The 14051-nt window shown below is 42.1% G+C and carries 9 protein-coding genes; all 9 read right to left on the minus strand.

All coding sequences use genetic code 11. The features are described 5' to 3' along the window. Window positions 1-45: 45 nt before the first annotated feature. On the minus strand, window positions 46-822 hold the full coding sequence (locus C5749_RS04920) for a glucosamine-6-phosphate deaminase (protein ID WP_105723532.1): 777 nt from the start codon (window positions 820-822) through the stop codon (window positions 46-48). A gap of 92 nt (window positions 823-914) precedes the next feature. Then, on the minus strand, window positions 915-1979 hold the full coding sequence (locus tag C5749_RS04925) for a LacI family DNA-binding transcriptional regulator (RefSeq protein WP_105723534.1): 1065 nt from the start codon (window positions 1977-1979) through the stop codon (window positions 915-917). Window positions 1980-2174: 195 nt separating this feature from the next. Further along, a complete protein-coding gene (locus C5749_RS04930; RefSeq protein WP_105723536.1) occupies window positions 2175-3881 on the minus strand; it encodes a GMC oxidoreductase in 1707 nt (568 codons plus the stop codon). 41 nt (window positions 3882-3922) lie between these two features. Next, window positions 3923-4993, minus strand: coding sequence for a dihydrodipicolinate synthase family protein (locus tag C5749_RS04935; protein WP_105723538.1), 1071 nt, complete (start codon window positions 4991-4993; stop codon window positions 3923-3925). Further along, window positions 4993-6015, minus strand: coding sequence for an NAD-dependent epimerase/dehydratase family protein (locus C5749_RS04940; RefSeq protein ID WP_105723540.1), 1023 nt, complete (start codon window positions 6013-6015; stop codon window positions 4993-4995). Before C5749_RS04940 ends, C5749_RS04935 begins: the two co-directional genes overlap by 1 nt. Before the next feature lie 2 nt (window positions 6016-6017). Then, entirely contained in the window at window positions 6018-7220 is a 1203-nt protein-coding gene (locus C5749_RS04945) for an Nramp family divalent metal transporter (protein ID WP_105723542.1), read from the minus strand. Continuing rightward, on the minus strand, window positions 7221-8753 hold the full coding sequence (locus C5749_RS04950) for a PQQ-dependent sugar dehydrogenase (RefSeq protein WP_245893620.1): 1533 nt from the start codon (window positions 8751-8753) through the stop codon (window positions 7221-7223). A gap of 33 nt (window positions 8754-8786) precedes the next feature. Next, on the minus strand, window positions 8787-10511 hold the full coding sequence (locus C5749_RS04955) for a RagB/SusD family nutrient uptake outer membrane protein (protein ID WP_245893621.1): 1725 nt from the start codon (window positions 10509-10511) through the stop codon (window positions 8787-8789). A gap of 8 nt (window positions 10512-10519) precedes the next feature. Then, window positions 10520-13807 carry a SusC/RagA family TonB-linked outer membrane protein gene (locus C5749_RS04960; RefSeq protein ID WP_181151275.1) on the minus strand — a complete coding sequence of 1096 codons (3288 nt, stop codon included), beginning with the start codon at window positions 13805-13807 and terminating at the stop codon, window positions 10520-10522. Window positions 13808-14051: the final 244 nt, after the last annotated feature.

Below are 14051 nucleotides of genomic sequence, written 5' to 3' on the forward strand. Positions count from 1 at the left end.
CCATCTTCTCCAAAGCTTAAAGGCTGGAGAAGATGGTGTTAAATCTCACAACGGTTCATGAAGATATTGAGCACTATCTTTATCAATGAATAAGTGTGCATTTTGATGCTTTCTCAATATGGTAGAGGGATATCGAGCATCGATTCCTTCGTAAAGCGTTTGATACACCGCTTTAGCTTTATTCTCGCCCGGAACCATACAATACAAAAATTTTCCCTGCAGTAATGCCGGAACGGTCAATGTGATGGCGTGGGTCGGCACTTCATCGAAGGAATTAAAGCACCCATCATTTACTTGTTGTTGGCGACTTTTATCATCTAGGTCAACGATTTTTACCCAATAAGGATCATTAAAGTCCGCTACATGAGGGTCATTGAAAGCTATGTGTGTATTTTCTCCAATTCCCATACACACAATATCTACTGGGTGTGTTCGCAGTAATTGTTCGTAGCGCTCACATTCCCTTTCGATATTGCCTGAATCCCCTTGTATGTAATGCACATCATGAATAGGTACTTTATCAAATAGGTTTTCCTTTAGAAAATATCCAAAACTTTGTGGATGGGCTAGGTCTAAACCAATATATTCATCCATGTGAAACGCGACGACTTTCTCCCAATCAATAATTGTATCTTTTACCAACGTTTCCAAAAATTCGTTTTGTGAAGGTGCAGAAGCAAATATAATATAAACGTAATCCTTATGCCGTTGTAGTTCTTGAATTTTTTTGCTGACCATTTCCCCGGCATCTTGTCCGAGCTGCTCACGGCTTTCATACGTTCTGATCTGCAACTGCTCTATTTTGTTTTGTTCGATTTCCATTAACTTATATTTTCATTAAAAAAAAGCTTCTAAATATAATTGTGTAGGTACACGTTATTCTTTTATAAAAAAGGTATACTACGAATGTATACCTAGTTACGATAGAATCGTTGATTCTCTCGATGGATGATGTCAATAGGCATTAAATATTCTTTTTCTTGTTTTTCTTCGAACATTAGATATCGATATAATGCCTTTATTCCGCGATATGCTTGTTCCTGTGGTTTCTCACAGATTAAAAAATCAATGACACCTTTATTAAGAAATTCAATATTTCGATCTAAAAAATCGTATCCTACCAACAGCATATCTTCTGTTTTCTTTTCTAACAGGTATTTCGCCACTAACGAAACCCGCGAGTTCGTGACAAAGATTAACCGTATATCAGGATAATCACGTAGTGCCTTTGCAACAGTCTTTTTTACCGATTGATAGTCCGTCTTATCTAGGTTTTGCTTTATTATTCTCTCGGGATTATTTGCTACGAAGTATTCCGTAAACCCCTCTTCTTTTTTAAGAATGTGATAATCTGAGTTAATATCTTTAGCAATATTCATTAACAATATCTGATCTGATTTTCCTACTAAATAATCAACCAGATGCGCGGCGGTATACCCACTATAAAAAAGATCCGGTCCAAAATAACTTAGGTTTTTACGATTTGGGATATTCGAGTTAATGAAAACAAAAGGAATTTTTCTCTTCTGACATACATCTGTAAATGCAATTGCTTCTTCGATAAACGCCGGAGCCAAAAGCACACCGTCCACAGATTCTGATTGAAGGATTACTTTGGTCTGCTTCATAAAGGATTCTCTATCATTCATGTCATAGAATAGCTTCTCGATTTTGACATTATAAAGCATAATCTCTTTTTCAGCCTGTATAATACCTTGTAATGGCACAGACCAGTAGTCTGTCTCCTCCGATACTTCGGGTATTAGCGTATAAAGATGCATGGTTTTAGATGAAGCTAACCGCCTAGCTAAGATATTGGGCTTATAGTCCAATTCTTTGATAATGTCATTAATCTTTTGTTTGGTCTTTTCCGAAACCCCTGTCCGATTATGCAGTACCCTATCTACCGTTGCGATAGAGACATTCGCCCGACGTGCAATTTCTTTTACGCCGACCAGTTCTTTTTCATTTTTCTTCATATAAAAACGTTACGTCCCTCATACAGAATACAAAAATAACGAATATGTAGCACTCTAAAATCATCTTACCAATGTTCTGCCTTACTAATAATTTGGGAAGCGTTAATTGTGTACGTTACCGAAGATAAGCCAAACTTTCTTTAATCCAAAATATTTTTTAAAATAAGCTATATATTTGATTCCCTCTATTTCGTGTTATAGCTTTTTCTCCTGTATTAGGTCCATAGCGTGGTTTGCTGCGCGGGCTGTAAGTGCCATAAACGTAAGTGAAGGGTTTTGGTTCCCTATACTAGTCATACACGCACCATCGGTTACAAAAACATTCTCACAAAGATGCAATTGATTATATCTATTCAACAGTGAGGTATTTGGGTCGTTTCCCATTCGAACACCACCTACTTCGTGCACTTCCAATCCCGGTTGCCTCCCGAACGCTTCATGTTGATCTAATGTACGGATATTTCCTGCACCTGCCTGGGTCAACATTTCTGTCCCTTCTTTAAAGAAATCTTCCATCATCATCATATCATTTGCACTATAATCCACAGAAGTAATTAATTGAGGTAAGCCATATTTATCGACTTTGTCTGGGCTCAACCGTACATGATTATTAAACGATGGGAGTACTTCGCCTTGCATCATCATTGAGATCTTCCAACCGCCCGGTTCCAGCAAATTATCCTTAAAATCAGCTCCTAAACCTTCCGTTGCGATTCCCCTAGCCCACGAATCGCGATAAGCGGCAAAAGCGATAAGATATGACCCCTTAAAAGTCTGCTCCGCCCGATGAATGTTTTTGAACGCTGGAATAAAAACCTGGGTCGGACGTCTACCGTAATAATACGAATTTTCATATCCAGGAAAGTCGGCTGTAATACGACCCCGATAGTTATGAAATGTAATATATTTTCCCATTAGCCCGTTATCATTCCCCAATCCATTCGGAAACCGATCGGATTTCGAATTCAGTAATATCAAATTAGAATTAAGGGTCGATGCATTTAAAAAAACTACAATTGATTTAAAGATTTTTTTATTTTTTGTTTTGAGGTCAATAGTCTGTACACCGATTGCTTTCTTCGTTTTGTCGTCATACAAAACGGATTCTACAATGGTATCCATCATAATCGTTAAGTTTCCTGTTTTCTCCGCATAAGGTAAGGTAGAAGAATTCGAGCTAAAGTATGCTCCGAAAGGGCAACCTCTCTCACATAACGAACGCGCCATACATCTACTTCGCCCCTGTGCAATTTGCTCTTCTTTTATCCCTGCGAGGTTTGCACAGCGTCCGATAATCGCTTTCCTATCCGAATAACGCTGCGCAATACTATTTGCAATGGCTTGCTCCACTTGATTCATTTCAAAAGCGCCGACCACTTCACTATCTGGCATATTGGGAATACCATCTTTTGTCCCTGCTATACCAACAAATCGTTCTACGTGCGCGTACCAAGGTGCCATATCCTGATAACGTATCGGCCAATCCGCAGCATACTCGTATTTCCGAGGTGCATCAAATTCAAAATCGCTCCACCGCTGTGTCTGTCGAGCCCACAGCAGCGACTTACCGCCTACTTGGTAGCCTCTGACCCAATCAAAGGGCTTTTCTTGAATGTATTCCTGATCCTCGTCGTTGATGTAAAAATGTCGGGTAGCCTCCGAATAAGCGTAGTGCTTGCTGATCCCTTTGTTCCGCGTTAGATCCTCTCGTGTTTTCTGACCCCGATGTTCCAACTCCCATGTATCCGTGTATGCCGTAGGATAATCCTGAATATGCTTAACCATTCGCCCTCGTTCGATCAAAAGTGTTTTAAATCCCCTTTCGGTAAATTCTTTGACCGCCCAGCCACCGCTGATTCCGGATCCCACCACAATGATGTCAAAATCTCTCTCTCTATCCATACTATAACTTATAAGGTAAATATAGTATATTTTAACAAACCCTATACTCCCGTGAAATTCTGTTTCAAAAACTCCGTTACAAATTTATCATCATTTAACTCCGGATAGGCTGCATATATTCTTGATATTTCTTCATATTGTCCCAGTGACAATACCTCATCTGGGTTAAGGCACCAGGTACCTTTCATCAATCCCTGACGTCGCAGCACCTCGTGTATTCCCGGTATACATCCGTGAAAATTATTCGCTGTATCGAATAATGCCGCATTCGCATCAGTCGTTTGGTTCGACAATATCTGTAACGCCCTCCATTTAACAAACGATGGATTATCCTTATAATCTTTGACTTTAGCCAACAACGCTACAGCTTTATGGGTCCACACCGCCCAATGTCCTAACAGACCTCCCCTGAACTCTATTTCTATATCTTTACCATTTACATTAAATCGATAAATTGACAACAAGTCCTGCACAATATTATCGTCATTACCTGTATATAAAGCAATTTGATCCCGTCTGGAGGAATTGGCAATCGCGCGAACTACGTCCAAGGTCTGGTAACGATTAAAGGAAGCGCATTTAATGGCTTCTACGTTATCTATCTCCACAAATGTAGACCAGAAATCATACGAAAACACCCGTCCGCCAACCGAAGGCTGCAAATAAAATCCAAACACGGGAATCACCTTGGCAACTTCCTCTGTACGTTCGAGTATTTGCTTTTCACTCAAACCCTGCAGCCCGCCCATGCTTAACAACCCCATATCATATCCGTAATCTACGGCAATCCGCGCTTCCTGAACAGCTTGTTCGGAGAGACCACATATTCCCGCGATTTTTACAAATGGACGATCCAGTTTAACCCTATCAATAACATCGGCCGTCACTCGTAAAACTTTCTCAAAGAGATTATATTTAGGTAAACGGATCTCGAATTGCGTAGAATGTACCGCCACAGCTACTCCTCCGGCCCCGCTTTGGATATAGTATTGCGTCAACAGCTTTTGGTTTTCCTCATCGAAATTACGAAACTGGTCCAGCGCGAGCGGATGGGCAGGAATGACTGTACCCTCCATGAGCAAAGACTTCAGGACACTATTTAATCTTTTCATTAAAACTTCCCTCCTCTCTCCTGGAAATGTGTATCTTTCCCAAACTCTCCACCGTCTTGCAATATCCATTGCGCCGTAATGGTAATAATATCCAATATACCTACTTGAGGGTAGCCAAATATCCTATGGCATTCCGACGCATTATTTAATAATGCTGTCTGTTCAGGTTCATGTACAAACAAGGGTTCCTTTCCCAGTAGTTCCCCAAGCTTTTCTGCAACCCATTTTATAGACAATATCTCTGGTCCCGTTACATTCAGCACCTTCGCCGGGCTTTCGACATGCAATAAGCTACGGATAGCTATTTCATTGGCATCACTTTGCCAGATTACATTGACATTATTTGTACGTATGTCAATCGGTTGCTGGTGATAAACCTGTTTTGCAATTTCTCGGATCACGCCATATCGGAAATCCACGGCGTAATTTAATCTATACAACAGTATCGGCGTGCCGTTTTTCTTACTGAAATAAGTAAAAATCCGTTCACGCCCTAATGTACTTTGGGCATATTCTCCTATCGGTTCCGGAAGGACCGATTCGTCGACGCCTCCCGATCGAACGTCGACAAAAGGCAATACGTTACCTGAGGAAAATGCGACGATACGCGAATTCTTGTACTTCTCGGCTATACGTCCCGGCAGGTAAGTATTCATCGCCCAAGTAAAATCTTCCTTTCCTGTCGCACCGAATTTAAAACCCGCCAAATAGATAACGTTTTTTGCATAAGGAAGCGATTGTAAGGCTTCATCGTCCAACAAGTCACAAACGATGGTTTCCACACCTAAATTTTCTAGGTATTGTCGGCTGCTATCATCTGAAAAGCGTGAAACACCGTACACCTTTCGGGAAACACCAACTTGGCGCAAACCCTCCAATAGCAACTTGGCCATGCTCGGCCCCATTTTTCCCCCAATACCTAGAAATATAAAATCACCATCAATATGCGCAAGATCTTCGAGAAATAACGCGGACGGTTGTGTAAACTTGTACTCCAATTCTACTAAAACCTGATTCTCCATTTTTATTTTAAAAACATATCATAAATATTACTAACCATTAATATGCAGATGACAATTAAGCCTAATGCCCCCGCTATCTTGTAAAAGAGATTATTAGCTTTATCTCCCATAATCGATTTATTGTTTGCAATTAAATAAATAGACACGCCTATAAAAGGCACTAAAAATATGGTTACGCTTTGAGCCAAAACAATTAACTCCAAAGGTAGCCTGCCAAAAGAAATAGCTACAACACACCCAAGGATCATGACGATAGAAATCAATATTTTGACTTTTTTGGAATCCAGGCTGCTTCCAACCCCCAACGCATCTCCTAATAATGTACCTCCTATCGTTGCATTACCTACCAATGATGAAAAGGCAGCACCAAACAACCCGACAAAAAACAGCGAACTGGCATGTTTTCCAAATAATGGCTCTAACGCCTTGCCCATTTCAGCGGCACTACTTACGTGTATACCTTTGGGAAATAAGACCGCCGCTGCACAAATCATCACGGCTGCACTCATAAACCCCAAAATAACCACTCCTGTATAAGCTCCCCTCGCAGAATTGCGAACAGTGACATCCCCACGATTTAATTTTCGTCGTTCCTGAATCAAATAGGTCTGGTAAAATGCGCCTACAAGCGAAAAACAAGAGGCGGTAAACGCTATTATCAATCCTAGAGAGCCTTCGGGCAGGGAAGGAATAAAACCCGAAAATAAATTACCTAATGAAACATCTGCGAGAAATAGTGTAGCAATAAAGCACGCCAACATAACCAGTATCAATGTTAGCATAACTTTTTCCATAATCCTGTAAAAGGAAGGAAAAAACAACAAAGCAATAGCTATTGTAGTAAAGACAACGATCCAGATATACATCGGGGTACCTGTAGCTTCTCCAATGGCCATGCCTACTCCTACACTATTGCCCGCTTGAAAAGACGTCGCCACTAAAAATATACCTACACCTATCGCGACACCGATGCCTTTGCCAAGGCGTTCTTTTATCAAAGTCAATAAAGACTTGTCATGAACCACGCCTATGCGAGAACACATTGCCGTATATATCCCCATAAAAAACAGCGCCACCAAGACAATCCATAACAGTGAATATTCGTAGTCTGCCCCCATTTTGGAGGTGATGGTCATCTTGCTCGGGCCGAACACAAGTGCGGCTGTGATAATCCCAGGCCCTAAAATGTTTAATAGTCTTTTCATCTATTTTCTTTTTTTCTTAACATGGTCGTCACTTATTTGTTCTCCGTCACCAAACGCTGTCTTGACATAATTGATAATAGCTGCCAACTCCTCATCGTTCAAAAAGGAGAAGCTGGCCATATCCTGTTCGTAGAAGACACCATTTATCGTATCCCTACCTTTGCTACCGTTTAACAAAAGATCGATAAAAGCATTGCTGTCCTCTACCCTCGCAGCATTCTTCAGAGGAGGAAAAGTACCTTTAACCCCAAGACCATCTTCTTTATGACATGAAGCGCAAAAGCTGGTATACAGTTGTTTTCCCTTATGCTCTTTAGATTCGGTTTCTACGACATCTTCCTTCAAATAATTATCCGGCGTCTCTGTAGTTTTTCTTAGTCTTAGTATCCTGTCGTCGGTCGGCAGCGGAAATCCCGGCTGTGGATTCCAATCCCTATTGCTGGTTGACAAATAGATATCGCCATTAGGTGTCACCAACACGGATCGCATTCTTCCATATTTTTTAGAAAAATACACCTGTTCCCGTTTCACTTGTTGATTTTTATCATCCAAATGTAGTACCCTTAATGATTGCGATTTGAGCGTAACGAGTAAGAGTGTGTTCTTCCATTCCGGAATATCGCTTTCTCCGTAATATGCTAAACCGGCGGGTGCTACTACAGGTGTCCACGACCAAATAGGTTTTGTTCGTGAGGAGTGTTTAGCTATTTCTATCTCATCAGGTGTATCGTGCATACCCTCTATAGCGGGCCAGCCATAATTGTTCAACGGTTTAATCAGATTGATCTCGTCTTCAATCGCGTCACCATGTTCAGATGTAAATATATTCCCTCGGTCATCTATGGTTAACCCCTGCATATTACGAAATCCCCAAGCATACACAAAGCTGTTTGGTATAGGATTATCGGGGGGAATTTCGCCGTTTATCGTCATCCTCAGAATCTTACCATTCAATGTAGTTGAATCTTGCGCTTCTGTATTATCTGCCACATCACCCGTTGCCCAATAGAGCATATTTTTGCTGTCCAGCATTAGTCTGGCGCCATTATGTCCCTTTGCACCTTTGACCGTCAACAGATCGACTGGGTTAATCAATGTATCTTTTTGATAAGTGTATCGCACCAATTTAGAAATGATACGATCATTCTCTTTAGCTGTATAGTTAATAATAACATAGGGATTATCTTTTACACCTTTCTGTACGACGATATCCAGTAAACCCGGAGTTGTCCTTGTAAATACATCCGGCACACGCAGGAGGGTAGAAACTTGACCGGTCGACAGATCCAGTTGCTTCACGTTTCCGATGATCTCGGTAAATAGAATTTTATCATCAAAAAATGTCATTCCCCACGGCACCTGCAGACTATCTGCTACCGTAGCTATCTCCAAAAATGAATCATCAAGCTTGACATGGTCGATCACTTCTGTGACATAATCATGTGGTTGTCGATTACACGATTGACATGACATAACACATAGCCATGTCCATATGCAAATCCCCCCAAGCACGAACGTTCTTTTACTAGACATTATAGCTTTCCTTTCCAGATTCTCTATATATTATTATCGCCAACCCGGATTTTGTGTCAAGTTTTCTGGATTCAATACAATCTGGCTTTCAGGGATGCAATCTAAATAGTCCCTATCCAATTTAAACCCATATCCCCCAGGCATGGCTTTTTGAAACGGATCCATAAATCCAGCTTCGTCTTCATGAAATGGGTTATTGCTGATCTGGCTCGCTTTAAACCCTTTGGGCCGTTTGCCAACGATCAGTTCGTCCGCCGCTGCCCAACGCGCTATATCATCCCATCGAAAGCCTTCTCCAACCAACTCTATCCGGCGCTCCCTCCGGATTTCGTTGATTAAAGGTGGTAGCGTGGGAAAATCCCAGTCCGAATCTGTTGCGATTGATCCTATATCGATATTCGGCATACCCACACGATCGCGAAGCAGCTTAACAGTCTTATCGATATCGCCCTGCGTACTAGTACCCAATTCGGCTTTTGCCTCGATATAATTTAACAATACTTCCGCATACCGGAAAAGAATAGATGGTTCCTCTCCATATTGCTGTACATGGTATATAACCTGGGGATCGTATCCTTTTTGGATCATATACCCTGTGGGCGCATTAAGATCAGCGTTGGCATTCATCCTTGCAAATACCGAAGACCAATTTTCCACGTTTCCATGCGCCTGTATTTTCCAGACCTGATCGGGAGAAGCAACCGTTTGTCTGAACCGGGGATCTCTGTTTTCCATTTCCTGTACAATGGTTGTATGTCCCTGGAAGAGTGGGTTTCCTCCAATCGCTCGCCCATCGGTACAAAGATAGTCATCGATAACGCTTTTGGAGATCGACCTTCCAAGTGGCTGTGACATCCGGAAGTTGCGATCGTTGGTAAACGAGCTATTTCCCCGAGATAGATTATTATCGTACTTCCGCCAGAACATGACTTCATTGCTGGATGAATATTCCCGTTGAATAAACAGATTCCGATAATCTTCCTCTGGCTTGCCGGTACTGTAGATCGCATACAGACCGGATTCCATAATCTGTTCTGCTGCTCCTACGGCCTTTTCAAGATATTTATTCGGATCCGCATTTTCAACGCCGAATGATGTACCGTTATGATATTTCTGCCAGGTTCCCTCGTATAAGGCCACACGGCTTTGCATTAGCAATGCGATCCATTTATTAATGCGTTCATACCCGTTGGTCTTATCTGCTGTCAGGTACAGCGCAGCCGTATCGAGACATCCGATGATACGGTCGACTACCACTTCCCGTGGTGTTCGCGGATTGTACAGTTCAGGAGAGGTATCTCCCAGATCTGTATCCAGCCATTGGATATCGCCATAACTTTTCAACAGGTTGAAATACGTTACCGCTTTAAAATAATAAGCTTCGCCCACATATTGTTTATAGCTGTCGAAATCGTGAAATTCTTCAATTTTTTTATAATGCGTCATAAAATAATTGATACTCCGCACATTCCCAAAACCGATGGTCCCCGTGGTCAAGACCGGTCTTGTGCCCTGTAAACGTGTATTGACCGTAGGGCCAACGAGATCGTCGCTATCGTAATCATTTCCATGGTTGGCATACTTTGGAAAAAAAGTTGCGTTATAATATTGGTTTACATACGTTTCCAAATCTTTAGGTTTTTCAAAAAACCTGTCAGATGCTACCTGATCTAATGGCGGACGTTCCAAAAAGTCGTCATTGCAGGCCATAAGGAAAAACAAGGAAGCCAGCCCAATCATTTTTATTAAAGTTTTCATAATCATCATTATTTTAATGTGAGGTTAAGACCAAACGAAAAAACTTTACTCATCGGGTATATTACACCGCTGGTGAGATATCCGTCTTCCCGGCTATCCGAGGCAATAGCTGTCTCTGGATCAAATACTTTCGGCAGACTAGAGAAAGTCAACAAGTTCTCCCCCGAGAAGTAAACGCGCGCTTTGCTAAATATGCTTCCGACTGCTGAAGCAGGTAATGTGTAACCAACCTGTACATTTTTCAACCGGATGAATCCCGCATTCTGTAAATAGCGTGTCTGCTCCCGTCTATTTTTATTTGTCTCTGCCGTAAAATAAGGTTTGGGCAGATATGCTCCGATGTTGGGTCCCAGTATATTTGTTTCATCCGCTGGGCGCCAATAATCGAGCGCCGGTGAGTCCTTGTAAAGACCCGAACCGGCCCAAGCACTTGTCAAACCCCAGAACAAAGGTGAGGTCGTTTCCGGATAAAAATCCCGTTTTAGAATGCCCTGCCAGAACATATTGAAGTCAACACCTTTCCAGCTGGCACCTGCGTTGATACCGATATTATAACGCGGACTCGTATTCCCGATAATTTTAAGGTCCCCATGGTCATCCAATGTACGGCTTCCCTCATCGATGACACCGTCAGGCTGTCCCTTATCCCCTCCACCTATATCTCTGTACATAATATCTCCAAGATTCCAGTTGGCGTGATATCGCGACTGATCTGCCATTGATTCAATATCCTGTTGCGTTTGAATAATACCCAGCGTCTCGAAACCCCAAATTTCTCCGTGTTCCTTTCCCGCATACCAGCCATCTATTCTCCCTGTCGGATTCCAGTATCGCGTTATCGTTGTTCGGCTATCGCCTAAAGCCAATTTAACATTGTAATTAAAATCAGTTCCCACCTTATCATTCCAGTTTACAACCAATTCAAACCCTTTCGTCGATAAATCGGCATTATTTGTAATCGGTGCGCTTGCCCCTAACACAAACGGCAATTCATAAGCGGCTCCCAACATATTTAATGTCTTCCTATCGTACCAGTCGAACGTTATTCCTAAACGGGAATCAAGTAAGTTCATCTCCATCCCAACATTAAATGTATTGATTGTTTCCCAGGTGATTTCGTCACTAATGATTGCAGGCACGTTGGCGTATGGGGGGCGTGCATTTCCTATAATCCATGGTGCTTCCGGAGAAATGTTGATTTTGTCATAAAAATAGTACGGTTCCCTTTGTCCGCTCTTTAAAATATTCTGATTGCCGAGAGAGCCGTAAGACGTTCTTAGTTTAAAGTAGTTGATATAGGGCTGTACAGATTCCCAAAACGGTTCATTAGATATGGTGTAGCCCACAGATGCCGAAGGAAAGAATCCGAATCGGTTTTCTTTTGGAAACCGAGAAGAGCCACTGTAACGCCCGCTTACTTCGACTAAATATTTTTCTTGATAATTATAATTCAATCGACCAAAAACCCCTCTGGTTGCCCAATGTTCCATATTATCCGAGGCGATTACGCCCCCTAAAGAAGTCCTGATGGAAGGATATTCATCCACTACCGGCGAGGTTCCTGTTGCTGTTAATCCGCTTGTAAACGCTTCTTCCTGCTCAAAACCCAGCATGATATTAAAGAAATGATCATCGATCTGTGATTCATATGAGGTTACTGCATTCAATAGCTTATAGACCCGTTCGGAGTAACTCGACACATAGGTAGATTCCGGCTTTCCAATATTACCAAGCGAACCGTCTCCTAGTTCGACCATCACTGGTTTGGGATTACTGCTGGCTTTTGTATTGCGGGTGTTATAGTTATAATTGAATGTGGTCTTCCAGCCCTTGACAGGTTCGATCTCCGCACCGATATTTGCTAAGAAATCTGCCCGTTTACTTATATCCCGCCCTGAATCTTGCAACAAGCGCACCAATGGACTCTGAACCGTACCATTAATATTATAATACGGCATCATTGGAGCAAACATCAACATCTCACGAAAGGTATGTTCCCTTCCCACAGTCGTTTCTCCCATCGGATAATCCGTATCCGAGGACGCCCACTTCAAGCTGGAATTTAGCCGCAACCAGTCGGTCACTTCTGTCGACACATTGGACATGAGATTATACCGCTGATAATGGTCGTGACCAACAGCATACGTTCCGTTCTGTCTGGAATAGCCAGCCGAAAGAAAATACTGTGTCCGTTCCGATCCACCCGATACATTTAAATTATGTTTGTGGCTTAACGAGTTGTTTCCCATCAAAAGATGAGGCCAGTCGTTATTCGCATTCCCATTTCGCCGACCGGCCCAAATATTGTCAATCGGATTCTCTGGATCATATTCATATGGAAAAATCCCATCGATATATCCTTTTATTCTTTCCATCTGTTCATCCGAATAAACGGAAGTGAGACCGGCATTGGCATTGGCTTGGTTATAGGCTGTCGCCCAGGTATACGAATCAATAAAATGAGGCAGACGAAGAAGGGAGGAAATAGAGGCGTTATTGGAATAATCAACTTTCACACCCTCTGCTCTGCTCCCTTTTTTTGTCGTAATGAGGATTACTCCATAGGGTGCCCGCGAACCATATACAGCCGACGCAGAAGCATCTTTTAACACGGAAACGCTTTCAATCGTTTCGGGATCTACGCTGTTGATATCTATCTCGACACCGTCAACTAATATCAAGGGATCACTACTACCCCGCAGCGATCCTACTCCCCGAATATTCCAGCCACTTGCGGCTCCCGGTTCGCCTCCCCGCATGCCCATATTGATATTCATATTCGGTGAGGCGCCTTTAATAAGATCGGCTACGTTAGCCGACGGACGGTTAGCCAAGGCCTCGCCCGAAACCACATCAACCGCTGCTGTCATATGCGCGCGTTTCTGTGTACCGTAACCAACAACCACTACCTCTTCCAGCGTCGAGTCCTGCTCGTCCAAAACTATATCAAGGGACGTTTTATTGCCAACACTCACTTTTTGAGTTACGTACCCGACATAAGATATGACTAAAACATCGGAAGAACTCAGTCCCGACGCCGACAGGTTGAAAACTCCGTTTTCGTCCGTAGAGACGCTTGATTGTGTCCTAACATGGGTCACCGTTGCTCCTACGATAGGCTCCCCATTTGCATCACGTACGGAACCTTTTATCTCACTTTGATTATACGGATTGGTATTTAGCGTTATTCCTTCATCTAGCTCAGATGAGTATGCCGCTGCATAACCGCTTCCTATAAAGAATGCAGTTATTCCTATCCCGCATAACCTCACCAATAGTCGTCCCCGTTTTTGCATTCTACCCCTAGGATAAAATAAAAATGAGTTGTTCTTTGTCACCATAATTAGTCTTATAATTTTAACTCAGCTGTATTTTAATTTGATGTTCTATTTTATATAATTTATAGTTATATCGATGTCTTATCGTTAACGTTACCGAACATTGTGTAAAAAAAAGGGCAACATGCTTTATTAGTTAAAAAAATAACGGTAAATTTTCTAAGGAAATTCTTTTCATCACGTTAGTCTCTGTCTAATGTCA

Source organism: Sphingobacterium gobiense (assembly GCF_002980575.1).
In the GTDB taxonomy this organism is placed as follows: Bacteria; Bacteroidota; Bacteroidia; order Sphingobacteriales; family Sphingobacteriaceae; genus Sphingobacterium; species Sphingobacterium gobiense.